The organism is Bacillus sp. I-2 (assembly GCF_001974945.1).
Lineage (GTDB): Bacteria > Bacillota > Bacilli > Bacillales > Bacillaceae > Bacillus > Bacillus safensis.
This window is the reverse complement of sequence record NZ_LZRW01000032.1, coordinates 26,800-52,863: the sequence shown is the minus strand read 5'-3', so window position 1 is coordinate 52,863 and position 26,064 is coordinate 26,800. Positions and strand designations below refer to the sequence as shown.

Annotated in this window: 26 protein-coding genes and 1 other annotated feature; of the genes, 10 read left to right on the top strand and 16 right to left on the bottom strand. The window is 41.1% G+C overall.

Annotated elements, in window-relative coordinates; all coding sequences use genetic code 11:
- Positions 1-124: 124 nt before the first annotated feature.
- From BAE31_RS09280 to BAE31_RS09270, 3 genes are all read right to left on the bottom strand, one after another.
- Positions 125-337 (bottom strand): alpha/beta-type small acid-soluble spore protein, encoded by a 213-nt coding sequence (locus BAE31_RS09280; RefSeq protein WP_024424829.1) that lies wholly within the window; start codon positions 335-337, stop codon positions 125-127.
- An 89-nt stretch (positions 338-426) separates the two neighbouring features.
- Positions 427-1,632 (bottom strand): tRNA uracil 4-sulfurtransferase ThiI, encoded by a 1,206-nt coding sequence (thiI, locus tag BAE31_RS09275; protein ID WP_076840290.1) that lies wholly within the window; start codon positions 1,630-1,632, stop codon positions 427-429.
- Positions 1,633-1,636: 4 nt separating this feature from the next.
- Positions 1,637-2,779, bottom strand: coding sequence for a cysteine desulfurase family protein (locus BAE31_RS09270; RefSeq protein ID WP_076840289.1), 1,143 nt, complete (start codon positions 2,777-2,779; stop codon positions 1,637-1,639).
- 207 nt (positions 2,780-2,986) lie between these two features.
- Between BAE31_RS09270 and brnQ (BAE31_RS09265) the strand changes: the two genes are divergently transcribed.
- Together brnQ (BAE31_RS09265) and brnQ (BAE31_RS09260) are read left to right on the top strand one after the other, a co-directional pair.
- Positions 2,987-4,330 carry a branched-chain amino acid transport system II carrier protein gene (gene brnQ / locus BAE31_RS09265; protein WP_076840288.1) on the top strand — a complete coding sequence of 448 codons (1,344 nt, stop codon included), beginning with the start codon at positions 2,987-2,989 and terminating at the stop codon, positions 4,328-4,330.
- A gap of 212 nt (positions 4,331-4,542) precedes the next feature.
- Entirely contained in the window at positions 4,543-5,886 is a 1,344-nt protein-coding gene (gene brnQ / locus BAE31_RS09260; protein WP_076840287.1) for a branched-chain amino acid transport system II carrier protein, read from the top strand.
- A gap of 41 nt (positions 5,887-5,927) precedes the next feature.
- On the opposite strand, the gene ezrA is transcribed toward brnQ (BAE31_RS09260), so the two are convergent.
- Positions 5,928-7,631 carry a septation ring formation regulator EzrA gene (ezrA, locus tag BAE31_RS09255; RefSeq protein WP_076840286.1) on the bottom strand — a complete coding sequence of 568 codons (1,704 nt, stop codon included), beginning with the start codon at positions 7,629-7,631 and terminating at the stop codon, positions 5,928-5,930.
- 341 nt (positions 7,632-7,972) lie between these two features.
- Between ezrA and hisJ the strand changes: the two genes are divergently transcribed.
- Positions 7,973-8,788 carry a histidinol-phosphatase HisJ gene (gene hisJ / locus BAE31_RS09250; protein ID WP_076840285.1) on the top strand — a complete coding sequence of 272 codons (816 nt, stop codon included), beginning with the start codon at positions 7,973-7,975 and terminating at the stop codon, positions 8,786-8,788.
- Here hisJ and refZ read toward each other — a convergent pair.
- Positions 8,758-9,423: a forespore capture DNA-binding protein RefZ gene (gene refZ / locus BAE31_RS09245; RefSeq protein ID WP_024426169.1), complete on the bottom strand. Its 666-nt coding sequence runs from the start codon at positions 9,421-9,423 to the stop codon at positions 8,758-8,760. The two genes, hisJ and refZ, sit on opposite strands and share 31 nt — an antisense overlap.
- Before the next feature lie 126 nt (positions 9,424-9,549).
- Between refZ and BAE31_RS09240 the strand changes: the two genes are divergently transcribed.
- Both BAE31_RS09240 and rpsD read left to right on the top strand, forming a co-directional pair.
- Positions 9,550-10,047 (top strand): GAF domain-containing protein, encoded by a 498-nt coding sequence (locus BAE31_RS09240; protein WP_046312074.1) that lies wholly within the window; start codon positions 9,550-9,552, stop codon positions 10,045-10,047.
- A 303-nt stretch (positions 10,048-10,350) separates the two neighbouring features.
- The gene (rpsD, locus tag BAE31_RS09235) at positions 10,351-10,953 is read left to right on the top strand and encodes a 30S ribosomal protein S4 (protein WP_024424838.1); all 603 of its coding nucleotides are present in this window, start codon (positions 10,351-10,353) and stop codon (positions 10,951-10,953) included.
- 288 nt (positions 10,954-11,241) lie between these two features.
- On the opposite strand, the gene BAE31_RS19915 is transcribed toward rpsD, so the two are convergent.
- Complete coding sequence (locus BAE31_RS19915) at positions 11,242-11,328, bottom strand: putative holin-like toxin (protein WP_017358303.1); 87 nt, start codon at positions 11,326-11,328, stop codon at positions 11,242-11,244.
- A 284-nt stretch (positions 11,329-11,612) separates the two neighbouring features.
- Here BAE31_RS19915 and BAE31_RS09230 point away from each other — a divergent pair, with 284 nt between their 5' ends.
- Entirely contained in the window at positions 11,613-12,167 is a 555-nt protein-coding gene (locus BAE31_RS09230) for a hypothetical protein (protein WP_041107273.1), read from the top strand.
- A gap of 44 nt (positions 12,168-12,211) precedes the next feature.
- Here BAE31_RS09230 and BAE31_RS09225 read toward each other — a convergent pair whose 3' ends face one another.
- Positions 12,212-12,778, bottom strand: a complete 567-nt coding sequence (locus BAE31_RS09225) for a cysteine hydrolase family protein (RefSeq protein ID WP_076840284.1) — start codon at positions 12,776-12,778, stop codon at positions 12,212-12,214.
- Positions 12,779-12,988: 210 nt separating this feature from the next.
- Positions 12,989-13,630, bottom strand: a complete 642-nt coding sequence (locus tag BAE31_RS09220; protein WP_163114906.1) for an esterase/lipase family protein — start codon at positions 13,628-13,630, stop codon at positions 12,989-12,991.
- Positions 13,631-13,839: 209 nt separating this feature from the next.
- Between BAE31_RS09220 and BAE31_RS09215 the strand changes: the two genes are divergently transcribed.
- On the top strand, positions 13,840-14,196 hold the full coding sequence (locus BAE31_RS09215; protein ID WP_076840282.1) for an antibiotic biosynthesis monooxygenase family protein: 357 nt from the start codon (positions 13,840-13,842) through the stop codon (positions 14,194-14,196).
- Positions 14,197-14,279: 83 nt separating this feature from the next.
- Here the strand turns inward: BAE31_RS09215 and tyrS are convergent, their stop codons facing one another.
- Entirely contained in the window at positions 14,280-15,548 is a 1,269-nt protein-coding gene (gene tyrS, locus BAE31_RS09210; protein ID WP_024424846.1) for a tyrosine--tRNA ligase, read from the bottom strand.
- A gap of 53 nt (positions 15,549-15,601) precedes the next feature.
- Positions 15,602-15,833 (bottom strand) — a binding site (T-box leader).
- A 58-nt stretch (positions 15,834-15,891) separates the two neighbouring features.
- Positions 15,892-17,616, bottom strand: a complete 1,725-nt coding sequence (acsA, locus tag BAE31_RS09205) for an acetate--CoA ligase (protein WP_025092287.1) — start codon at positions 17,614-17,616, stop codon at positions 15,892-15,894.
- Between the two features lie 155 nt (positions 17,617-17,771).
- On the opposite strand from acsA, the gene BAE31_RS09200 reads away from it, so the two are divergent.
- The 3 genes from BAE31_RS09200 to BAE31_RS09190 are packed head-to-tail and all read left to right on the top strand — an operon-like array spanning position 17,772 to position 20,242.
- Positions 17,772-18,404, top strand: coding sequence for a GNAT family N-acetyltransferase (locus BAE31_RS09200; protein ID WP_024424848.1), 633 nt, complete (start codon positions 17,772-17,774; stop codon positions 18,402-18,404).
- A 39-nt stretch (positions 18,405-18,443) separates the two neighbouring features.
- Entirely contained in the window at positions 18,444-19,085 is a 642-nt protein-coding gene (locus BAE31_RS09195; RefSeq protein ID WP_076840281.1) for a CBS and ACT domain-containing protein, read from the top strand.
- Positions 19,082-20,242 (top strand): acetoin utilization protein AcuC, encoded by a 1,161-nt coding sequence (locus tag BAE31_RS09190; protein WP_076840280.1) that lies wholly within the window; start codon positions 19,082-19,084, stop codon positions 20,240-20,242. The genes BAE31_RS09195 and BAE31_RS09190 overlap by 4 nt, the downstream gene beginning before the upstream one ends.
- Positions 20,243-20,286: 44 nt before the next feature.
- Here the strand turns inward: BAE31_RS09190 and ccpA are convergent, their stop codons facing one another.
- The 6 genes from ccpA to murC form a co-directional block, all read right to left on the bottom strand.
- Positions 20,287-21,288, bottom strand: coding sequence for a catabolite control protein A (gene ccpA / locus BAE31_RS09185; protein ID WP_024424851.1), 1,002 nt, complete (start codon positions 21,286-21,288; stop codon positions 20,287-20,289).
- Between the two features lie 453 nt (positions 21,289-21,741).
- Positions 21,742-22,818: a bifunctional 3-deoxy-7-phosphoheptulonate synthase/chorismate mutase gene (locus BAE31_RS09180; RefSeq protein WP_034279528.1), complete on the bottom strand. Its 1,077-nt coding sequence runs from the start codon at positions 22,816-22,818 to the stop codon at positions 21,742-21,744.
- A gap of 221 nt (positions 22,819-23,039) precedes the next feature.
- Complete coding sequence (gene ytxJ, locus BAE31_RS09175) at positions 23,040-23,363, bottom strand: bacillithiol system redox-active protein YtxJ (RefSeq protein WP_046312088.1); 324 nt, start codon at positions 23,361-23,363, stop codon at positions 23,040-23,042.
- 33 nt (positions 23,364-23,396) lie between these two features.
- Positions 23,397-23,867, bottom strand: coding sequence for a YtxH domain-containing protein (locus tag BAE31_RS09170; RefSeq protein WP_076840279.1), 471 nt, complete (start codon positions 23,865-23,867; stop codon positions 23,397-23,399).
- A 26-nt stretch (positions 23,868-23,893) separates the two neighbouring features.
- Positions 23,894-24,313 (bottom strand): DUF948 domain-containing protein, encoded by a 420-nt coding sequence (locus BAE31_RS09165; RefSeq protein WP_024424855.1) that lies wholly within the window; start codon positions 24,311-24,313, stop codon positions 23,894-23,896.
- A 223-nt stretch (positions 24,314-24,536) separates the two neighbouring features.
- A complete protein-coding gene (gene murC / locus BAE31_RS09160; protein ID WP_025092288.1) occupies positions 24,537-25,835 on the bottom strand; it encodes a UDP-N-acetylmuramate--L-alanine ligase in 1,299 nt (432 codons plus the stop codon).
- Positions 25,836-26,064 lie beyond the last annotated feature (229 nt).

Here is a 26,064-nt window from a genome sequence, read left to right as displayed (position 1 = left end):
AGTATTATGCCATAATTTTTTTCATCCGTCTTCTTTTTTAAAAATATTCTAACTATTTATATGTACAAAAAGAAAAGAGCGGGAAGGATCCCGCTCATAAGCCATAGCTTTTAAATTGTGTGTCTTAGAAAGATCCGCCACCCATATGTTGTTGAGCGTAAGATACAAGACGCTTAGTGATTTCTCCACCAACTGATCCGTTAGCGCGAGATGTAGTTTCTGCACCAAGGTTTACACCAAATTCAGAAGCGATTTCGTACTTCATTTGGTCGATAGCTTGTGCAGCGCCTGGTACTAGTAATTGGTTAGAACTGCTTTGTCTGTTTTGTTGAGCCATGTGTTCTCACCTCCTTGTGAATATAGAATGTGTAGAAACACATGACTTCATGCGATTGATTTTATGGTAATTATTATGAAATTTTCGTTTTAGAATAAATCAGCGAATTCGTCTGCTGCTTTCTTTTCATTTGTTACAATAATTGTTTCAATTTGCTCTACTGCCTCGTCCAGCATCGGCTCGAAATCAGCAAAGCTTTCGTAGCGTTCTACCTTCTCAAGCTTTGGTTTTGTTTTAGGAGACGGCGGCGTAAAAATCGTACAGCAATCCTCGAAAGGCTGAATGCTTGTATCGTATGTGCCAATTCGTCTCGCTTCATCAATAATGTCATTTTTATCGACAGCAATGAGCGGGCGGATGATTGGTGTATTGGTCACATGGTTAATAGCATACATGCTTTCAAGCGTCTGGCTTGCCACTTGACCAAGGCTTTCTCCGGTAATAATCGCAAGGGCATCGCGCTTTTCTCTTATTTTGTCAGCTATTTTCAGCATCATTCTTCTTGTTGATGTCATCGTATAGTTTTCAGGTACTTGTTTATGGATCAGCTCTTGAATTTTTGTAAAAGGTACGATGTGAAGCTTCACTTCGCCTCCATATGCTGCCAGGCATTCTGCAAGATCAATGACCTTTTGTTTGGCACGTTCACTTGTATACGGCGGGCTAAAGAAATGCACAGCTTCGATTTCAATTCCGCGTTTCATCGCTTGATAGCCGGCAACTGGGCTGTCAAAGCCGCCTGAAAGCATGAGCATCGCTCTTCCGCTAGAACCGACCGGCAGGCCGCCTGCACCTTTGACATCTTTAAATGTAATGTACGTGGCGTGCTCTCTGATTTCAATGCGTAAATGCACATCCGGCTGTTTCACATTGACTGTTAGGTTTTCCGTATTCCTTAGAACATGTCCGCCAATTTCGCGGTTCATTTCATTGGAATCAAGTTCAAATTGTTTATAAGAGCGTTTCGTTGAGACTTTAAATGTATTTCCTTGTTCATACACTTCCTGTACCGCTGTTAGTGCTGCTTCTTTAATCGCATCTAGATTCGTCTCACATTTAACCGCAAGACTAAAGCTCTGAATACCAAATACACTTTTGAGCTGTTCTGAAATCGGTTCAGGGTCTTCTCCGTTTAGCATAATCGTGATGCGGTCTCTATCAGATGCAAACTTTAATGCTTCAAAATCCTTTAAGACGAACCGAATGTGCTGTCTTAGTTTTTCAATAAATTTCTTTCTATTCTTCCCTTTTGTTGAGATTTCACCAAAACGGACTAAAATATGATCATATTTCATGCTGTTATCTCATTCCTTTTAATTTTTTCACACTTTGTGCGATCGATGTGATGATTTGCGGCGTTAGCTCTGGTCCTTGTCCATACGTCAAGCTGATTCTCATACTGCTTTTGGCTATTTCTTCTGGTTTTCCCATTGCCAGCAGTACACGGCTTGGCTCTTTTTTCTTGGCTGAGCAGGCAGAGGTTGTAGAAACATATATGCCTTCTTTTTCAAGCATATGGAGGAGGACTTCAATTTGAATACCCGGCACTGAAAAATTCACAATGTGCGGCGCACTTTGTGCCCTCGGTGTATTCATCACAATACCTTCTATCTCTCCAAGCTGTTTTTGCAGCTGCGTTTTTAAGTTCAGCATCTCATCATGATGCTTGTCAAGCTGTCCAAATGATTGTTTCATGGCTTTTGCTAAGCTGACAGCTCCAGCAGGGTTTTCAGTACCTGAACGAAGCCCTAATTCCTGCTCTCCTCCAGTAATGAAAGGGGCGAGAGTGACATCTTTCTTTAAAAAGAGAGCTCCTGTGCCTTTTAATCCATGAATTTTATGGCCTGACATCGTCAAAAGGTCTACATCCAGCTGTTTATTGAGTGCTATCTTGCACATTCCCTGCACCCCGTCGACATGAAAAAGTGCGTTTTCGGCATGTTCACGAATGATACCAGCAGCCTCTTCAATCGGCTGGATGGCACCGGTTTCGTTATTGACGTGCATCATGCTGACAAGCACTGTATCAGGGCGAAGCACTTCTTTTAAATGAGTCATATCTGCATGGCCATGCTCATTTACTTGAATATAGGAGATGTCAAAGCCAAATAACGCCTTCAGCTGTTCAAACGATTCAATAACAGAAGGATGCTCTATTTCTGTTGTCACAATATGCTTGCCCCGGTTCATTTTGGCAAGTGCTGCCCCTTTAATGGCAATGTTATTCGCTTCTGTTGCACCAGAAGTAAAAATAATCTCATAATGTTTCAAGCCCGTGTAGTGAAGCATTTGTTTTCTCGTTTCATTTAACAGCCGGCTTGCATCTATTCCGAGCTGATGAAGCGAAGATGGATTTCCAAAATAACGCTCACTCACTTGCTGATATACTTGTAAAACCTCAGGGTACGGTTTTGTGGTTGCACTATTATCAAGATAGATCATAAATGTAACTCCTTACAAAAAGCTTAAAAAATAAATGCAATTATATGTTACCATAATGAAGTCAGACAGAGAATTTTCTGAAAATGGCAGTTGACAACTTTTCATTTTCACTATATCATCCATAGTGCAATTGTCACATAAACATTTAAATTGTCAGAATATTTTAATTTGGCACACTACACTGATTGAGATTGAGGAGGGACTATTTTGAAAAATAGTTTAAGTATAAAAGAGACGTTAGCCATTGGTCTAATGCTTTTTGCATTATTCTTTGGCGCTGGAAATATGATTTTCCCACCTGTTCTTGGACAATATGCTGGTGAGAATGTATGGCTCGCCATCGGTGGATTTTTACTCACAGGAGTAGGTCTTCCGCTTCTAGGGGTAATTGCAGTCGCACTGACAGGTACCGGTGCAAAAGGCCTTGCTGATAAAGCTCATCCTAAATTCGGCACCATTTTCACCGTCATTCTGTATTTGTCCATTGGACCATTTTTCGCTATTCCGAGAACAGGTACGGTTTCGTATGAGATAGGATTAGCTCCTTTCTTGTCAAGTGCCCAATCTACTTCATGGGTACCGCTATTCATCTTTACCGTTGTGTTTTTCGCCATTTCATATCTGCTCGCTTTAAATCCTTCAAAGCTGGTTGATCGAATTGGTAAAATTTTAACACCGATCTTATTAACAGTTATTGCTATTATTGTCATTAAAGCCATTGCTACGCCAATGGGAATGATCGGTGCTCCTGATGCAACATATAAAGCAAACCCGCTCTTCACTGGCTTTTTAGAAGGCTATAAAACAATGGATGCTCTTGCTTCTATCGTTTTTGGAATCGTCGTGGTAACAGCTGTTAAAGACAGAGGCATTACGGAGCGAAAATCTCTTGCAGCAGCTTGTATTAAAGCAGGATTCGTGGCTGCTATTGGACTGGCACTCGTGTACATTTCACTTGCTTATGTGGGTGCTTCAAGTCCTGATGCGACGGGCATTGTTGGAGCCAATGAAGGTGGAAAGCTCCTTTCACTCTCTGCCAACTTTTTATTCGGTTCTGCTGGTAACATTGTTCTTGGCGCAGCCATTTTATTTGCTTGTTTAACGACGAGTGTTGGACTTATTTCATCTTGCGGGGAATATTTTTCAAAGCTTTTCCCTAGCTTTTCTTATCGTACAGTCGTTCTAATTGTTTCTTTATTTAGTACACTGGTTGCAAACCTTGGGCTGGCACAAATTATTTCTCTATCTGTTCCTGTTCTTGTAACCATCTATCCATTGGCCATTGTCATTATTTTATTGTCATTCCTTGACCGCTGGATTAACGGCAGAAGACTCATTTATATCGTATCTCTCATCTTTACTGGTTTCTTTGCCATTATTGATGGATTATTAGCAGCCGAAGTCAATCTAGGCGGCTTGCCTAAGATCTTAGGTTCAATCGTTCCGTTTTATGATTTAGGGATTGGCTGGATCGTACCAGCTATTCTCGGTGCTGTGATTGGTTTACTTATTTCGATGTTTACCAATCCGTCGAAACAGCTCGCCTCCTAGTTATCGTGAACCAAAACATCCTCTTCTTCTGTGGAAGGGGATGTTTTTTTATTGTTCTTCATATACTAAAATAGAAAAATTCATGACTTTTGTACGAAAACACATGTTGACATCAGGCGTACATCCTTTATAATTAGTGAATGTTAATGAAGAACCGTTTTAGCAGCTAATTAACAGAATATTTCAACATAATATTGGAGGCTTTATATTCAATGAAGGCAACATTGTCGACGAAAGATACGATTATTATAGGTTTTATGTTATTTGCTTTATTCTTCGGCGCCGGAAATATGATTTATCCACCAGAGCTTGGGCAATATGCCGGAACAAATGTATGGAAAGCAATGGGCGGATTTTTATTAACAGGTGTCGGTTTACCTCTACTCGGGATTATTGCGATTGCTTTAACAGGGCGTGATGCAAAAGGACTTGCAGATAAGGCTCACCCAGTGTTTGGAACAGCATTCACCGTCATTTTATATTTATCCATTGGGCCGCTTTTCGCTATTCCGCGTACAGGAACAGTTTCATATGAGATTGGAGCATTACCATTTTTATCAAGTGTGCCAGCTTGGCTGTCTCTTCTTTTATTTACACTCGTCTTTTTCGGTATTACGTATTACCTTGCTTTAAATCCAACGAAAATCGTGGATCGTGTAGGGAAAATATTAACACCGATTAAATTTACGATCATTTTTATTATCATTGTCAAAGCCATTTTGACACCGATGGGCGTCATTGGTACACCAGATGTATCTTATAGCAACGGATCGTTTTTCAAAGGGTTTTTAGAGGGTTATAAAACGATGGATGCTCTTGCTTCTATTGTATTTGGAATTGTTGTCATCAACGCGATTAAAGGACGCGGTGTGACAAGTAAAAAGGCACTGGCTTCTGCTTGTATCAAAGCAGGTTTGATTGCAGCTGCTGGATTAGCCTTTGTTTACCTGTCACTTGCATATCTAGGTGCTTCTAGTACACATGCCATTGGATTCGTTGGAGATGGAAGCAAAATCTTAGCACAGTCTTCTCAGTTCCTTTTCGGCAGTCTAGGAAATATTGTATTAGGTGCTGCCATCACAGTCGCTTGTTTAACAACAAGTATCGGTCTTGTCACATCATGTGGAGAGTATTTCTCGAAGTTACTTCCTAAGCTTTCATATAAAATGGTCGTGACACTTGTTACATTATTTAGTTTCATCATTTCTAACTTTGGACTTGCTCATATTGTTGCTTTCTCTGTTCCAGTCTTAACAGCGATTTATCCGCTGGCGATTGTGATCATCGTTCTATCACTTGCAGATAAATGGCTTGGACATAGAAGACCTGTATATGTCCTCTCGTTAATTTTAACAGGGTGCGTCAGCTTATTTGACGGCTTAGCAGCAGCAAAGCTTCCAATCGGTCCAGTAAAAGACATTTTCCAAACAGTGCTGCCTTTTTATGACCTTGGCATTGGCTGGCTTGTTCCTGCGATACTTGGAGTCGCCATTGGGTTCGTGATCTCACTTTTCACTTCTTCTGCTTCAGAAGAACGCCAGAAACAGGCATCATAATACAAAAAAAGCTGAAGTCCTATCAATGGACTTCAGCTTTTTTATTGATGCTGATATTCTTTTTCGTGCTGAGCTAATAACTTCTGAACGGCTCCAGGTGATGCTTTTTCAACAGCTGCTGCTGCTACATCAAATGAACCGTTATAATCATACGCATAAAATCTTCGCTCTGCCTCTTTTAATTGTTCTGAAAGAATATGATTTTGGCTTCTAAAACGATTGCCATATTGAATGATTCGTTCAATTTGATCCACTTTAGTGAGCATTTCTTCCGTCTCATTCACAACATGTCTCACTGTGTTGGAGGCTTCTTTTAATTGCCCATTCACAGCTGGCATGTTGAGCGGCAGGTTCTCCAGCTGCTCGTGCACTTGCTGAATCATCTCCTGCGCTTTTTCAGCCTGCTCTTTCATATCAGCAGGTACACCTGGAATATTGCTTTTTTGCAGCTGACGCACTGTATCTGTCAGCATCGTTTTGAGCTCAGCCAGTGTTTCTCTCGCTTGCAGCTCTTCTTTTCTTAATGATTGAAGATGATCCTTAAATGTATCATGCAATGCTTTTGCATCATCGATAAAGGTCTCAAGCTGATTGATTTCATTCATTAATAATGAATATGCGACATGGTCACGATCAAGCTTCTCGCGAATTTGTTTCATGAGCTTTTCAATTTCTTCTAAGCGTTTTTCGAACGCCTTCTGTTGATCAAGCTCTCCGGCTGTCAGTTTGTAGCTTTCTTTTACAAGAGCTGTTTCTGCCTTTGTTTGGGTGTGATCCTGCTCGAGCTTTTCAAATGCTTCCGTCAGCTCAGGCATTTTGCTTTTGATTTCCTGACCTGCTTCTACTTCCGCTTCCAGCTGATCATACAGCGTCTGAATGGCATCATCAATCATTTGCAAAATGCTTGATGCTTCTTCCAGATTGAGTTCATCAATCAGTAGTTTTTCCGCACGGGTCAGCTGTTTGTTTAAGTTCTCAAGCTCTTTAGTGATCTGGATGTGCTCGAGCTTGTAGCCTTTGTCTGTCATTTCTTTATATCCGTCTTTCAGCTTCGTCAGCTGGCCTGGTACGGTTTGTTTACAGTCTGCAATGAGCTTCGGTACATCATTGATATACAGCTGAAGCTGATCGAGTCTGCGGTCTTGCTCAAGCAAAATCTTTCTTGCTTTCATATAGTTGCCGTTTTCTGTCTCTTCTTCGTACTGCTTGATCCCTTCCCAGGCTTCATCTAAGTCCTGCTCCATTTTGTCATAAAGGGTGCCGTATAAATGGCTGTACGCAAGCAGATTTTTTCGAACTGTTTGATATTGTTCTTTGACCTTTTCAATGTCCTTGCGATTTTGCTCCTCGCTTGTGACAAGGTCTGCAATCTCTTTTAAAATGTCTTCAATGTTCGAATCAGCAGCACTCAGCAAGTCCTCAATGTGCGTAAGGACCTGCTTGGCTTTGGAGAATCGATATTTATCAGAATACTCTTCTGCATCATATAATAGCTCCTCTACCTTTGGAAGATGGGCTGTGACAATATCGTCCCACTCTGCACGCCATCTTTCAAAAAATTGCTCTGTTTCTCCGGTCATTTTTAAATGTTTGATCTTTGAAATTTCTTCTACAATTGATCTGTTTAAAATTTCAATTTTCCATGCTTCCAATCGGTCAATCTCTTTATATATATTTTTTCGCAGGAAATAACCGACTGAAAACAAAGCAAGCAAAATGACAATTAAACCGATGATTAACTCCATAATGAGCCCCCTTGTTGTGATCTAAGTGATGTCAGGGTAAAAGTGTCCCGAGTAGACCTGAGAACCCTTTCGTGTCCGCTTTGCATTTGTTTTTTTATAAGCAGGATCGTATGTTTTCCAATACCATCCATTCACGGTTTTATGTATGTTTTTTCAAGAAAGTATTTGTGCGCTTTCTATCATTTGATCACACGTATCAATGTGACCTGCTTTTATGTATGCGGAAGCTGTCGTTTTCATTGTTATTATGATACCATGTAACCAGCATTTTTGGTCATGATTTTTCATTATTTTCGCTGATAAACATCACGTTTTTCAAAATATCGACAAGAGGTGACGACATGCTGAAACAAGATGCACATCTACATACACCGTTTTGCCCGCACGGTTCGCTTGATTCTTTTCATTCTTATATTGAAAAAGCCATTAAAAAGGGATTTGATTCCATAACCTTTACCGAGCATGCCCCGCTGCCTCCATCGTTTCAAGATCCAACACCTGAGCAGGATAGTGCCATGAAGCTCCAAGACCTTGAAGCGTATATAACGAAACTGGCTCAGCTGAAACAAGAATACAAAGGACAATTAGTAGTAAAAACTGGGCTTGAGGTTGACTTTATCAAAGAGTATGAAGAGGAAACAAGAACCTTTTTAGACTGCTACGGTCCAGAACTAGACGACGCCATTTTATCTGTTCACTTTCTTCCTGCTGGCGATGATTATATTTGCCTTGATTTTGACGAGCATGCCTTCCAGCAGCTAATAAGCATCTATGGCAGCATCGAACAGGTCTATCAATGCTACTATGACCAAATTCATTCTTCTATTCTATCATCTTTAGGCCAATATAAGCCAAAGAGAATCGGTCATATCACCCTTGTCCAGAAATTCAAACAGCTTTTTCCATATGAAATGTCACCTGAACTTTGTCAAAAGGTCACCCTTTGCCTTGAAGAAACGGCAAAAAAAGGCATGTCCTTAGATTTTAATACATCAGGTCTTCGTAAAACATATGCCAGAAGTATCTATTTAGATTCATGGATGATTGACCTTGCCAAAAAGAAAAAAATTCCGCTCATATTCGGCTCTGATGCCCATCAAGCGGAAGATCTCGGATATGCGTATGATCAATTCGAGGACATCATGAGGTTCAGATGAGAATCTAGTGCCGGCTCTTTTGGTTCTAGCAGATAATGAAGCGAGCGGCTCAGCTCCTTAAAGTACATTTGATAGAAATACGGCTCACTTGGGTTCAAATAAAGCACCTCTGTTAAATATTGCGGCTGTAAATATGGCATCATGAGAAGTGATTTTAGCTGAATCATAAAGGATGCGAGTGAAAGCTGCTCACAAATAACATGGGTGCTTTTTCCTTTTTCAATGATAAGCTGAAACAAATACTTTTCTTTTGTTAAATATGTCGACATGATTTCTCTGATGAGTGTCGAATCAATCGTCACCTCCCGATAAACGAAACGGGTTAATTGACGGTGCTTGTGCTGATAAGATAAAATATCAAAAACCACATGTAGTAAGCATTCTTTTGCGTGACGGGTTTCCATGTGATGGAGATGTGATTCAATCATGTGAATGTAGCCTTCATAAAAATCGGATACGAGCTGCTCAAGCAGCCCTCCTTTTCCTTGAAAGTAATAAGAAATGTGGGCAACGTTGACGTTTGCTTCCTTCGCAATCTCACGGACAGAGGTTCCAGAAAATCCTTTTTGGTTAAAAAGTCTGATGGCAGCATCCATAATACGATCTTTTGTTTGCACGGTTGTTGATGTTTTCATCCGCTCACCCCTCTTCATGTGTACATACTTCAAGATGAAGGCGGAAGTTCCTTTTACAATTGCTCGACAAATCCCACATGCGAGACGCAAGTTATGTATTTTTAAGATAGAAAGTAGGAGATTTTCATGTTTCATGTCGAAAAACAGTCTGGCGATCCTTCAAAAGACTATCAATTGCTTGTCAAACAGGTAGAAGCCATTACAAATGGTGAACCTGATCTGATTGCCAACTTGGCAAATGCAGCTGCGCTACTCTATCACTCACTTCCTGAAGTCAATTGGGCCGGGTTTTATTTAGCAAAGGGCGGCGAGCTTGTGCTTGGACCATTTAACGGACTGCCTGCATGTGTGCGCATCCCTTCTGGAAAAGGCGTTTGCGGTACAGCCTTTGCGACAGGTGAAGTGCAGCGTATCGCTGATGTCCATGCATTCCCTGGACATATTGCCTGTGATGCCGCATCGCAATCTGAAATAGTCATTCCGCTCAAGGTCAATGGACAGATCATTGGGGTACTCGATATTGACAGCCCTGTGAAAGACCGCTTCAGTGAAGTAGATGAGACCTACCTTATTCAATTTACAGAAATTCTCCAACAGGCGTTATCCGTCTCTACGGATGCGTAATCATGCAGAAAAAGCAGGCACATTGTCTGCTTTTTTATGTTTCTTTATATAATGAAGAACGTCACCTTTGCCTCTAAATAGGTTGACTTCTCCTACCCAGCGTCATATAATAGAGTTTGTGTGAAATATGGCAGCCTTTTTGTTCGGCTTTTTTGTATCATTTTGTTCCTTCTATATTATGAAGGTGTATCTTGTAACTCCCTGCTGCTGGAGCGAGGATGCATGAAAACATAATGACGAAAAAGAGGAAGAACAGACGGTTTTTATTTTTCACAAATAAAAACAATAAGGAGGAGTCACATTATGGCTCGCTATACAGGTCCAAGTTGGAAGATTTCCCGCCGTTTAGGCATTTCATTAAGCGGAACAGGTAAGGAACTTGAAAAACGCCCTTACGCTCCAGGCCCACATGGTCCAGGACAACGCAAAAAACTTTCTGAATATGGTTTACAATTACAAGAGAAGCAAAAGCTTCGTCACATGTACGGTGTCAACGAACGTCAATTCCGTACACTATATGACAAAGCTGCTAAACTTCCTGGTAAACAAGGTGAAAACTTCATGATCCTTCTTGAAACTCGCCTTGACAACCTAGTATACCGTCTTGGCCTTGCTCGCACTCGCCGCCAAGCTCGTCAGCTAGTAAACCATGGTCACATCCTTGTTGATGGAAGCCGTGTAGACATCCCATCTTTCTCTGTGAAACCAGGTCAAACGATTGCTCTTCGTGAGAAATCTCAAAACCTTGCAGTAGTGAAAGAATCAGTTGAAGTAAACAACTTCGTTCCTGAATACCTTTCTTTCGATGCTGAAAAGCTTGAAGGAACTTTCACTCGTCTTCCAGAGCGTTCTGAATTAGCGCCTGAAATCAGCGAACAACTAATCGTTGAGTTCTACTCTCGTTAATTTCATTACTTCTCTAAGACAGAGCAAACAAACCCTAGATCCCTTGATTGTTCAAGGATTTCTAGGGTTTTTTGTTTCGGGTCAAACATATAAAGTAAAAGCAAATGTATGACAGTGTTTAACCGCATCCTTTTTATGTTATAATACAAATAGACTTAGCGTAAAATAAAAGAAGCCAGGATGCTGTCACATCCCGGCAATGCACAAATGCTTGGCTCAAAGTGAGCTGGCTAGAAGGTACGCAATAAATGGACCTACCCTACAAGTTGTCTAGGCTCAAAGGGTGGTCTATTTCTTTTTGTCTATATACGTCAACAAAGCAAGTATAAACATCCCAAATAAAAACATAAGGGATAATGCTTGAAAAGTTGACATAGGCGTCACCCCCTTTCAAGGGGATTTAGCCAAGACCACCTTTGAGTAAGCCGTACATTTGTACATTCTCTATTATACATGAGATTATTGGAAGAAACCTCCCATTTTCAAAAACCACTTTTCCTCGACCATCCCCTCCATTTCTACTTCAATCAAACCTGTCTCTATTTTTATATACAAATATAGGAAATATTTCATTGAAGTTCCTTTTTTCTATTGGTACAATCATGATAGATGACATATCAGTCGTATGGTCTTCTATAGTACTTAGATGGAGGAGTTCCATGTATAGTATCACGATTATTCTATTCTTACTTTTAACCTTATCAGTGATTGCCTATTCTCTTCTAAGAAAAAAACAGATTATAGATGAGCCACCCAATAGATTTGCTGCAAGTCTGTTTATCTTCCTGCTCTTTTTTTCTATCTGCTTTGTGATCGCGGTTTCAAGTGTATTGCTATACATCACCGTTCTAGGCGTGAATTTTCTTTTTGGAGAAACCATCACGTATGATTCGTTTTTTTCTTTGATCTCTTTCTCTTTGTTCGTGAGTGTTATCGTCGTTTTTTGGTCACCTGTCCTTCTATTCATAGGAAAAGGACTGGCTTATCTCCTTAAACTTCCTGTATGGCTCACTTATGCTTTGGAATGGGTGAGTTCTTGGATCGTTTTATATCTCTCTATCAAGTATGTCCTTTACTTAAACTTAATGAATGTATCGATAGGGGATGACGGCGTATTGATTTTATCATTCTTTGTCAGTTTTTTATTTATTGAGATTGATCTCGTTTACTCACGTAAGAAACAACGAAAACAATCGCTGGACACATATACTTAGCATAAAAAAAGCTCCTAGATTTCTTCCTAGGAGCTTTCAAACGTTCATTCTGGACTTGTCCATTTTGCGATGAGCTGCTCTGTTGTCATGACAGTCGCAAATTCATCATGCAGGGTTGCAAGTGAGAGCCGGTGGATCGTTTCTGGGTCAAAATATGTACCGTTTTGATCTGTTAGTCCAAATGCGGCTGTTGCATCTGAGATCAAGTACGTATCAAAGCCAAGATTTCCGCTCATTCTTGTGGTCGTTGATACGCAGTGAGGGGTTGTTAATCCTGCAATTACGACCGTGTCAATCTGATTTGACCTTAGTTGTTCCTCCAAGCTTGTACCTATAAAGCTGCTGTTGACTTTCTTTTGTATCACTGTTTCTTCCTCTAGCGGTTTAGCCATATCTTTGAAAAGGTGCCCTTCATTTGCTGGATGAAATACAGAGTCCGGATTGTCGGATGTATGCTGAATATGAATCACTTTCCAGCCTTTCTCTCGCCAAAACGCCAATAGCCTGCTGATATTTCCCTCTGCCCCTAGGTTATTGCGTTCTCCCCATTTTTCATGCTCGAACGCTTTTTGTACATCTACAATGATAAAAGCCTTTTGATTCGTTTTCACAAACGCCCACCTCCGAATATTCACATTCACTACATGTAGTGTAAGGAATGAGGATCGTTTTGTACATGTTTTTATTTGGCTATGTACGATGTTTTGTCTGTTTTTGCATCATCGTTTTGCCTCCTTTATCAATATCTCTTTTACCTAGCAGCCGCCATGTGCCAACTGACATAAAAAAAGACAGCATATGCCGCTGTCTTTTTTTGTTTTTTAATTCGTATTCTGTCCTCCGCCGTTCAGTCCTTCTTTAATATACCCTTTCACTTGGCTTGAGGTTAATAGACCGATATGGCCAACGCCATGGATCAGGATGTTTCTTGCGCCAATTAAACGAGAGAGGCTGTTGACGACAATAAGATCTGCTGAGCTATAGACGGATGTGTAAAGAATTTTTTGATTTGGATCTGTGCCTGGTAATGCTCTGCTTGAAACGAGTCCGTTTGCTCCACCAATTGTGACAACGTTCTCAATTTTATCGCCGCCATCTAGATTCTTAATATAATATAGCGTGTTCGCCCCGCCCATACTATGAGCCACAATATCTACTTTTTTGGCACCCGTTTTGTCTAACACATCTTTGACGAATCTCGATAGACGCGGACCATTGTTGCGGTTATTTCCTGTTTTGTCTATGAAATCAATAGCATATAATTGGTTTCGATCCCAGCCTTGTCCAATCAAGTAATTTTTAATAGAAAAAAAGTTATAAGAGGCACCACCAATGCCGTGCACCATCACAACTGGATTATGCTCAGCCGCCTTCACCTCTTTCGGCTGGATAAAAGCCATTGAACCAATCACCAATGCAAGCGCAATGAGAATTTGCAAACTCCTTTTCTTAACGAACATCACTTTCATTCCCCCTTATTCATCTTATACGACTCTATTTTATACAAGAAAAATATGTCAGAAAAGTGAACAAGGTAATGTTTATGAGATGATTTTACAAAAATATAAATAATCAAAAAGCACCTTGGACTTTTTTAAATTAAAACAAAAAGACTACGAGACCCTCTTTCTTTCATATATAATGTCAAATAGACAAAAGGAGGTTCTACTAAATGCTATTTACTCAAACACCTTCACCACCCTATTATGCCGTGATTTTCACATCAAAACGAACAAATGTCGAACAGAAACAATACGATGCGGCTGCTCAAAAATTGGAAGAATTAGCGAAAGATCTAAATGAGTTTCTTGGAATAGAAAGTGTACGAGATGAACATGGTGTTGGAATCACTGTCTCTTATTGGGATTCATTAGAAGCCATCAAAGAATGGAAAGCACACACAGCACATCAACGTGTTCAAAAAAAGGGGAAAAAAGATTGGTATGAATCCTATACAACTCGAATTTGTAAGGTAGAACATGCTTATACAAACAAAGATTCACTCCTTGAACAAGAAGCAGACGAATAAGCTACTTCTACATAAAAAAGAAAAGCACCTCAATGTACACGAACATTTGAGGGGCTTTTCCATGATGCTTACTGTTTCATACTTTATTTATACGTCACGAGGAAGTATTTCTTTTTCCCTCTTCTTAAAACAGTAAATTGGTTTTCAATTCGGTCGTCAGCTGAAAGAACATAATCTTTATCTGTTTGTCTCTCTCCGTTGATGGAGACAGCACCATTTGTGATATCTTCACGTGCTTGACGCTTTGATGGAGACAGCTTTGATTCCACAAGGATATCGACTAGTGTTAATTCTTCTGTGCTGCTTTTCTCCATTGATGGAACATCCTTAAAGCCTACTTTCACTTCTTCAGCTGTAAGAGATTTGATCTCACCTTTAAATAGCGCATTTGAGATGTTAACAGCCTGTTCTAGTGATTCACGGCCATGTACAAGTGTTGTCACTTCCTCTGCTAGACGGCGCTGCGCTTCACGCTTTTCAGGTGCTGTTTGCACTTTTTCTTCGTACGATGCGATCTCTTCTTTTGATAAGAACGTAAAGTATTTTAAGTATTTCACGACATCACGGTCATCTGTGTTGATCCAGAATTGGTAGAACTCGTATGGAGACGTTTTTTCTTTATCTAACCAGATGGCGCCGCCTTCTGTTTTACCAAACTTTGTGCCATCTGCTTTTGTGACAAGCGGCATCGTCAGACCGAATGCTTTTGCCCCTTCTGCTTCAGACTTACGGATCAGCTCAAGTCCAGATGTGATATTTCCCCACTGGTCACTTCCGCCGATTTGCAGCTTACAATTTTCATTTCTGTAAAGGTTTAAGAAATCTAAAGACTGCAGGATGACGTAGCTGAATTCTGTGTAAGAAATCCCTGTTTCGATACGTGAGCTCACGATATCTTTTGCCAGCATGAAGTTTACACCGAAGTTCTTTCCAATATCACGAAGGAACGTGATGACATTCATTTGGCTGATCCAGTCGTAGTTATTCACGATGACAGCTGGATTCTCGCCTGCTTCAAAATCAAGAAATTGAGACAGCTGTCCTTTGATTTTTTCTGACCACTGCTCTACGATTTCTGCTGGATTGAGTGAACGTTCTGCTTTTTTGAAGCTAGGGTCACCAATGAGTCCAGTTGCGCCGCCAACAAGAGCAATCGGATGATGACCTGCTTCTTGGAATCTGCGTAATGTTAAAATTGGCAATAGATGACCAATGTGTAAGCTGTCAGCTGTCGGATCAAAACCGGAGTATAGTTTGATTTTCTCTTCTGCTAACAATTTTGTTAAACCTTCTTCATCAGTTTGCTGCTGAATTAATCCTCTGAACGATAGCTCTTCCATCAATTGACTCATTTCCAAATCTCCTTTTTTTACAATTCAACATAAAAAACGCCCCTTCGAATGAACGAAGGGACGATATATATCGCGGTACCACCCTGCTTAAAAGACAAAAAATCTCGTCTTTTCACTTACACTGATAACGGACAGATCCGTTCTTTCACTAATCAGGGCATGCTCCTTTTCGTAAAAGCGGTTCGTGAGGGTAATTCGAATATCTCTTTGTACTGACTTGCACCAGCCGTCAGCTCTCTTCAACAGGGAAAGATCATTCTACTGAATCTCAGTCAAAACCTTTTCATATTCAACTAATGTCATTTTTAACACACTTTTGATATCAAGTCAACTGATGAAAAATTTAATCTTCCATTGTCGAAAGGTCGCCAGCAGGTAAATTCAGCTCCCACGCCTTTAGCACACGTCTCATAATTTTTCCGCTTCTCGTTTTCGGCAGTTTGTCTTTAAACTCAATTTCCCGCGGTGCCGCATGTGCTGCGAGTCCTTTTTTCACAAACGTACGAATCTCTTCTTTCAGCTCATCTGTCGGCTCATATCCACTTCTAAGCGCTATAAATGCTTTAATAATTTCACCGCGGACCGGATCTGGCTTTCCAATGACACCAGCCTCCGCAATAGCTGGATGTTCGACCAGTTTACTTTCCACCTCAAATGGACCGACCCGCTCTCCTGACGTCATGATGACATCATCGACACGTCCCTGGAACCAAAAGTATCCGTCTTCGTCCATATAAGCTGAATCTCCTGAAACATACCAATCTCCCGGCATAAAGTAAGATTCATATTTTTCAGGATTGTTCCAGATCGTATGCATCATAGAAGGCCATCCTTTTTTAATCGCAAGGTTGCCCATCCGGTATGGCGGAAGTTCATTTCCTGCATTATCGACAATCGCCGCTTCTACGCCTGGAATCGGTTTTCCCATCGAGCCTGGCTTGATGTCCATGCATGGATAATTACAAATCAGCTGTGCTCCGGTTTCTGTCATCCACCAAGTGTCGTGAATCCGTTTGCCAAAAACAGCATCTCCCCAGCGGATGACTTCTGGATTAAGTGGCTCTCCCACACTTAAGACATGGCGGAGCGAGCTGAGGTCATATTTTTGAATAAGATCATCCCCTGCCCCCATGAGCATTCTAAAGGCGGTCGGGGCACTGTACCAAACGGTTACACCGAGTGATTCAATGGTTTCATACCACGTATCAGGATTAAACCGGCCGCCTAAAATCACATTCGTCGCCCCATTTAACCACGGTGAAAAAATACCGTACACTGTGCCTGTAACCCAGCCTGGATCAGCTGTACACCAGTAAACGTCATCTTCTTTCAAGTCAAGCACCCATTTACCAGTCTGACCTTGCTGGACCATTGCACCATGGACATGAAGCACACCTTTTGGCGTACCAGTAGATCCTGATGTGTAATGAAGCAGGAAGCCGTCTTTTTCATCCATCCATTCAATCTCAAGCTCCTTTGCTGCCTCCTCAAACGCCTTTTCATAGTGAATTGTCCGCACGCCATCGACGTCTTCGTTTTCACCGCCGACAATGATGACAGATTCAAGCTTCGGAAGCTCTGCAAATGGAATTCGCTCAAGCAAATCCGGTGTTGTCACGATCACCTTAGCCTCACTATTTTCTAAACGGTCTTTGACGGCACCTTCCATAAATGCCTCAAATAATGGGCCAACGATCGCTCCAATTTTAACTGCACCAAGCAGAAGAAAATAGAGCTCAGGTGATCTTGGCATAAAGATAAACACGCGATCCCCTTTTTCCACATGTGCCTTTTCTCTGAATAGATTCCCCGCTTTGTTTGTGTTGATTTTCATATCCCTGAACGTATACTTTTCATCCCGCTGTGAATCTTTGTAGTGAAGCGCCACCTTGTTCTGACGAAACGAGTCCGCATGTCTGTCAATCGCTTCATAGGCTGCATTTATTTTTCCTGTTTCATACCAGGAGAAGTTTTTTCTAGCTTCCTCCCATGAAAAATCTTTGTATGCCTGCTCATAATCATTTAAATGATAATCCCCTTTTACTGATGGTAGCGTTTCCAATTTCATCAAACAGTCCCCCTTTGCATACGTTTACAATGACCATTATAGTATAGATGACTTTTTTTCTCAATTTTTAAAAAACTTCTGATGAAACCGTTTTAATTATTGCAAGATTTAAGATAGAATAGAGACGACTCACTAGAATTAGGGGCGGTGGATACGTGGAGCATCCTAAAACTTATTATTCAAAAACCATTGAGCGAGAAACAGGTTCCATCCTGATTGAAGGACCGGTACCTGCATCAGAGCTTGCGAACTATACGTTTCATGAAGGACTAACGGCATTTCGCACGCCTGAGGAACAGAAACAAGCACTTGTTGAAATAGCAGATCTTCCAGAAGGACGTATTATCATTGCAAGAGCGAATGAGCTCGTCGTAGGCTATGTCACGTATTTGTATCCTGATCCACTTGAGCGCTGGTCAGAGGGCAAAATGGACAATTTAATTGAGCTTGGCGCGATTGAGGTCGCTCCTCCATTTAGAGGATGCTCACTTGGCAAGCATTTGCTTGATGTGAGCATGATGGATGAACAAATGGAGAATTACATCATCATTACAACTGAATATTACTGGCATTGGGATTTAAAGGGGACAAAGAAAAACGTTTGGGAGTACCGCAAAATGATGGAGAAAATGATGAACGCAGGCGGTCTTGTCTGGTTTGCAACAGACGAGCCAGAAATCAGCTCACATCCAGCCAATTGTTTAATGGCCAGAATTGGGAAACATGTGAGTCCTGATTCGATCGAGCGTTTCGATCGTCTTCGCTTCCATCAGCGCTTTATGTATTAACGTTCAATTCGTTTTTTTGGCAAAGGGGATTGGTAAACAATGATGATTGAACAAATTATGGAGCGTGATGTGATCACGCTGCGAAAAACCGATACGATTGAAGAGGCCATTCAAAAAATGAGTGCACACCACATCCGGCATATTCCGATCGTATCTGATCAAAGATCTGTCATTGGGATGGTGACAGACCGGGATATTAAAAATGCCAGTCCAAGTATTTTTGAAACAGAGAAAAGGAAGCTCTTTATTCAGCGGCCGGTAGAAGAGATCATGGTATTAGAGACGATCACTGCTCACCCGCTTGATTTCGTTGAGGAGATATCAAGTGTCTTTTTTGAGCACGGAATTGGCTGTCTTCCAGTGGTGAGACGCGGCAAGCTTGTAGGCATTATCACAAAAACAGATCTGCTTCGTACGTTTGTAAGACTGACAGGTGCAGATCAGCCTGGGTCGCACTTAGAGGTTGAAGTGAAGCAGATGACAGAAGGCCTCGCAGACATTACAGCCATTTTAAAGGAGCAGCATATTCAATTGCTGAGTGTGCTTGTGTACCCGCATGCCAATGAGGCATCTAAAGTGCTCGTCTTCCGCCTTCAAACCATTCATGCAGATCATGTGACGAAGCTGATTCGCGCAAAAGGCTATAAGGTGCTCTGGCCTATGGAGCAGACGATCAAATGAAGGAAGCGACCTTTGTTTTTTCACCATCTTTTCAAACGTACCAATTTAACCAAGATCATCCTTTCAATCAGCTTCGGGTCTACTTAACTTATGATCTTCTTCAAAAAATGAAGGCGTTAACAGATGATGAAATCATCGCACCGCGTATGGCTACTCTGGAGGAATTAAAGCTCGTCCATACAGCAGATTATATCCAGGCTGTGCAGCGGGCAAGTGAAGGAAAGCTGTCTACAGCAGAGGGTGAACGCTACGGTCTTGGCACTGAAGATACACCGATGTTCGCAGGCATGCATGAGGCGGCATCTCTCCTTGTTGGCGGAACATTAACAGCGGTTGATCAAGTGATGCTCGGTCATTCGCAGCATGCCCTCAATCTTGGAGGCGGGCTTCACCACGGATTCAAAGGGCGTGCATCTGGCTTTTGTATTTATAATGACAGCTCTGTGGCGATTCAATATATTCAAAAGACTTATGGCGCTAGAATTTTATATATTGATACGGATGCTCATCACGGCGATGGTGTCCAGTTCAGCTTCTATGACGACCCAGAGGTATGTACAGTCTCCATTCATGAAACGGGACGCTACTTGTTCCCTGGAACCGGACAAGTACAGGAAAGAGGCCACGATAAAGGCTATGGCTACGCCTATAATATTCCGCTAGATGCATTTACGGAAGATGAATCGTTCCTCGAAGCATACCAAACAGCAGTGACTGAAATTGCTGCTTTTTTTAAACCAGATGTGATTTTGACGCAAAACGGGGCAGATGCTCACTACTATGATCCGTTAACTCATTTATCTGCCACGATGAAAATATATGAAGAAATTCCTAGACTTGCCCATGAACTTGCTCATCAATATTGTGACGGCAAGTGGATCGCTGTTGGCGGAGGGGGATATGATATTTGGCGCGTCGTTCCAAGAGCGTGGAGCCGCATTTGGCTTGAGATGAAAGGCATTACACCGCCAGATGAGCTCCCTCAGAACTGGATTCAGGCATGGAATAAGCAATCGCCTGTTACCCTTCCATCCACGTGGAGAGACCCTAACGATTTATATCCACCGATCCCAAGAAAAGCAGAAATCACAGAAAAAAATGCTCAAACAGTAGAAAAAGCACTCATGCCTGTTAGAAGAGAAAAGAAAAAGGCATAAGAAAAGCAGGCTTTCCCTCATAAGGTAAGCCTGCTTTTTTTGTTTTATTTTGTTGATTGTCTTTCTTCAATTCTGTGCGGAAGCTCAACAATTTGATCGTCCACTTGTTCTTTGTTCATCAGTTTTGTGAGCAGTCTCATGGCAACAGCACCAATATCATATGTTGGCTGAACAACTGTTGTCAGCTGAGGACGCACCATGAGAGAAAGTCTTGTATTATCAAAGCCAATCACTTCTAAATCTTCAGGAATGGAGACCCCTCTGTCTTGTGCTCCGTGAATGACACCTAGTGCCATTTCATCTGTAGCTGCGATAACAGCTGTCGGTTTGTCAGACTGCTCAAGCAGATGAGCAAGTGCTTCAATTCCAGAGTCATAAGAGTAATCGCCTTCAGCGACAAGTGCATCGTCAAACGCGATACCCGCTTCTTCAAGCGCACGCTTATAACCTGCTAGCTTTCTCACGGAATTAATTGGTTCTGACATCGGACCAGAAACAAACGCAATTCGTTTATGTCCTTTTTCAACTAACAGCTGAACGGAATCATAAATCGCCTGCTCATAGTTGATGTTAACAGATGGTGTTTGAGCCTGTTCTTCAACAGATGCTGCAAGCACTATCGGTACAGGAGAGCGCTTAAACTCTTCCACATGTACATCTGTGATGTTTCCGCCCATAAAGACAATTCCGTCTACTTGTTTGCCAAGCATCGTATTTAACAAATGAAGCTCTTTATCCGTATTTTGATCTGAGTTGCTTAAAATGATGTTGTATTTATACATCGTGGCGATATCTTCAATACCGCGTGCTAATTCCGAATAGAAGATACTAGAAATATCAGGGATGATGACCCCAACTGTCGTTGTTTTTTTACTTGCAAGGCCTCGTGCCACTGCATTCGGACGATAGCCAAGGCGATCAATCGCTTCAAGCACCTTTTTTCTTGTTGTTGGTTTTACGTTTGGATTACCATTTACTACGCGTGATACCGTTGCCATACTTACATTTGCTTCTCTTGCTACATCATATATTGTAACATTATTCACATAAATCACTCCTTCAAATACACTTCATATCTATAGCATTCACCAATTGGATAGAGACATGTCAGATACGAGGAAAATAATATCCTATTTGTCATTAAAACGATGAAAAGAGACACATAATTTTTCAATCTACATCAAAATGACATTCTTTTATGAAATTATACACGTTTTTTTGTCATATGAAAACGTTCCCTTTCTTTTTATAACTAAATTAAACAAACTTTAATCAGCTTGTTACCTGTAATTTGAATCATATTTCATAAAAAATCATCGAGAACGCCAGCTATGACAATGATCTTAGCAGATTCTATCGAATTTTAAAAATGAAAACATTGTGAACAAGCACTTTTTGGGCTTGCAATGTGCTTTCTTCCTTTCATTCCCAAACCTCATGGTATTTTTTCCATAAAAAAAACCGCCGGGCAGTCATCCGGCGGCTATTTCTATCTATGATTACGCGTGAATATTGACAAGTGGTCTTAACGCATCTAACCATTTTTCGAATTGTGGAATGTCCATTTGCTGCGCTGAATCAGATAGAGCAACAGATGGATCTGGATGTACTTCTGCCATGACACCGTCTGCTCCAATCGCAAGAGCTGCTTTTGCTGTTGGAAGGAGAAGATCTCTACGTCCAGTTGAATGCGTCACATCAACGAAGACTGGTAAATGTGTCTCTTGTTTCAAGATTGGCACTGCAGAGATATCTAGTGTATTTCTTGTCGCTGTTTCGTATGTGCGGATACCGCGCTCGCAAAGGATGATTTGATCATTTCCTTGGGCGATGATGTATTCAGCTGCATTGATGAATTCTGAAATGGTCGCTGCAAGACCGCGTTTTAAAAGAACTGGTTTCTTCACGGAACCGGCTTCTTTTAACAGTTCGAAGTTTTGCATGTTACGTGCCCCAATTTGGATGACATCGATATGCTCAATCGCTTCTTCAATATGAGCAGGATTGACAATTTCACTAATGACAGCAAGACCGTATTCATCCGCTACACGCTTTAGAATCTTTAGACCATCTACACCAAGTCCTTGGAAGTCATATGGACTTGTGCGAGGTTTAAATGCGCCACCGCGAAGTAGTTTTAATCCCTGCTGTTTCGCTGCTGCCGCTACTTCTGCGACTTGCTCGTAGCTTTCAACGGCACATGGTCCAACGATGAAACGCTGCTTTCCATCACCGATCGCTTCCCCATTGATGTTCACGATTGTGTTTTCTGGTTTTTTCTTACGAGAAACAAGAAGTGCTTTGCTGTGGTCATCTTCTTGAAGCTCTAGACCTGCTTTGAAAATCTCTTTGAAAATATGTTGAATCGTTGAGTTTTCAAATGGCCCATCATTTTCTTCAAGAATTTGGTTCAGCATTGTGCGCTCTCTGACAGGATCATAACGGTTGACACCTTGCGCTTCTTTTGCTTTTCCAATTTCTTTGACAATGTTTCCTCTTTCATTGATCAGTTTTAGAATTTGAAGATTTAGTTCATCTGCTTGCTGCCTCAATTTTTCTAGTTCATTGTTGCTCATTTTTGTCATCCTTTCCTCTGCCTGCTCTCGCTTTTTATTTTTTCATTCTTGCATGATAGGGTTTATTATAAACAAAGATTTCGGAATTGTCACGAAAATTTTCTTTATTACCCAAACGCTTTTAAGCGATAAAGTATTGTATGTAAGATTATAGCATACTTTTCGTTCAAGTAAACCTTTTTTATAAAAAAAACGTCAGCCGCTGCTGACGTTTCTTTCTTTTACAGATTATGTTCAAGCGCTTCTTTTGTAATGCTTGAGTGAGAAGCATGCCATTTTACTTTTCCACCGCTAAAAACGAGTGCCTGCGGACTTTCGTGCTTTACACCCGATTTTTCAGCCACGTAGGATGAAAGCTCTCTCGTGTTTTGAATTTGCAAGAAATAAGTTGGCACGTCTTCATGTGCAGACGCAAATGCTTCAAACTCTTGAAAAGCCGCTTGGCTGATCGGACATGTCAAACTGTGCTTAAAAAAGACAAAGGTCCCATCTTGATTCGTTAGTTGATCAAACTGTTCTTCTGTTTCAATGAGTTGTTTTGACATGATGTTCTCCTTCTTCACTTCGAGCAGTGAGAGTTAGCCTTTAGTAGATTGTTCTACTTTTTCTTTGACATCTTTGATGCCGTCTTCAATTTCTGATTTTGCTTCTTGTGCTCTTACTTTTGCTTCATCTGCTACATCAGATGCTTCGCTTGCCAAATCCGCTGCCCCATCTTCTGCTTCATTTTTCACGTGATTAGCTTTTCCAGCCGCACGCTCTTTTATGTCTTTCACTTTGTCTAAAATCTGGTTTGACTGCTCTGCTACAAGCTGAGACAATTCAGACGTTTTATCTTTCGCAATCGTCACATATTCAGTGCCTCTTTCTTTTGCATCTGTTGTGAGCCGGTCTGTTTTTTCTTTTAACGCATTCGCTTGGGTGTTCAAATCATCGCGAAGCTCTTTCCCTGACTTCGGTGCTAAAAATAATGCTGTTGTTGCACCAACAATTCCACCAATAAGTGTTCCGATCAAAAAGTCTTTGCTATTGATTCCGTCTTTGCTCATGATTATTCCTCCTATGCGAATATGGTTTATTTTTGGTGTTTACGCTGTTTCCATTTTTTATAAATTTCAAGTGCTGCGTTACTCCAGCTTACCACATCCGTCACTTTTTCTTGATTTCTTTCAACGGATGAAGAAACCGCACCAGCTGCCTGCTTTATGCTTGTATTAAATTGGTTGATCGAGCCGCCAATTCCCTGCACCGCATCCACAACTGTGTTAAGTTTTGCTGATTTGTCTTGAATATCTTCAGCAAGCTGATTCGTCTTATGTAGCAACTGTGCTGTCTCTGTGGTGATCCCTTGCATCTGACCTTCAAGACCTTCTAAAGTTGATGCAACATTCTTTAAAGTCAGCTGTAAGGATTTTAATGTTTTGGACAAATAGATGACAAGAATGAGGAAAGCAATTGCGATCAGTGCAACGCTTAGATATAGAATAATAATCATCTGATACCTCCTTTGCTGCGGGCATATTCAATTCATTACCCTCTCGTTGTATCATTCAAACATCGCCTAGAATGACCGATTGAATAATAATTCTACACTTATTCGCTAATTCCTGTCCACAGCGAACGAAAAAAAGCGCCACATGTTGACACATTTAGCCCTTTTGTCACATTTTATTCAAAATAAAAAAAGTGCCGTGTGAAACGGCACTTTTTTAAAGCATTTATACAGCGACTTTTTCATAAGCACGCAAATACTTCTGAATGTCTCCTGCTCCCATAAAGATCAGAATCGCATCTTCGTGCGTTTTCAGCACAGATGTATCTTCTTCCTCAATCAATTGGGCCTGCGGGATTTTTTCTCGTAAATCTTCAATGCTCAGCTTCCCAATGTTTTCACGGGCTGAACCGAAAATATCACAAAGGTAGACATAGTCGGCTTTCTTTAGACTGTCAGCAAATTCACTTAAGAATTGCTGTGTACGTGTGAACGTATGCGGCTGGAAGACAGCCACAATATCACGGTCCGGATATTTTTGGCGAGCTGCTTCAATCGTGACTTCAATTTCAGTTGGATGATGTGCATAATCGTCAATTAAGACCTGCTCACCAACCACTTTTTCATTAAAGCGTCGTTTCACACCGCCAAATGTCGTTAATGCGCCTTTGATAAGCTCTACATCAATTGACTCATAGTGACATAATGCAATGACAGCTAACGAGTTGAGGACATTATGATTTCCGTAGGCAGGAATGTAGAAGGTATCATAAAACGTATTGCGTACAAATACATCAAATGTGGTACCTTCCGTATTTTTCACAACATTGCGTGCTTGGAAATCATTTTCTTCGTTGAAACCGTAGTACACAACAGGTACCTTCGCTTGAATCTTTGGCAGATGCTCATCATCACCGCAGGCAATAATGGCTTTTTTCACTTGAAGCGCCATGTTTTGAAACGCATCAAACACGTCATCAATATCCGAGAAATAATCAGGGTGATCAAAATCAATATTGGTCATGATCGCATAATCTGGATGATAGCTGAGGAAGTGTCTGCGGTATTCGCATGCTTCAAAGACAAAATACTCGCTGTTTTCTTTCCCCATTCCAGATCCATCACCGATTAAGTACGAAGTAGGTTTGGCTGCCTGCATGACGTGAGCAAGCAGTCCTGTTGTCGATGTTTTGCCATGAGCACCAGTAATCGCAACGTTTGTGAATGAATCCATGTATTCTCCAAGGAATTTATGGTAACGAATGACAGGAATCCCTTCAGAAAGGGCACGTTCAATCTCAGGGTGTGTATCAGGGAATGCATTTCCTGCGATGACCGTCATCCCTGGCTGAATATTATCTGGGTCAAATGGTAGAATTTTAATATTTCGTTCTTCTAATGCTTTTTGTGTAAAGATATGTTTTTCGATATCCGATCCTTGGACAGTATACCCAGTATCATGAAGAATTTGGGCCAGTGGACTCATACCTGTCCCTTTTATTCCAACAAAATGATAAACAGTCATAATTGTACCTCCAACAAACGTCTATCTGACTTACAGTATATGACGCTCATTTCAATTTGCAACTTGTGATTTTTGCCTCTAGCTGATCACAGATCGCAGCTCCAAATAAAGATTTTTTCCGATCTTCCTATTCTAATCAATATTAACTATGATTAGTATCCGACAACTTTCCCATTTCTAACACCTGTTTCCGCTTATTTTACATAAAAAAGCGTTCTGGCAGACATGC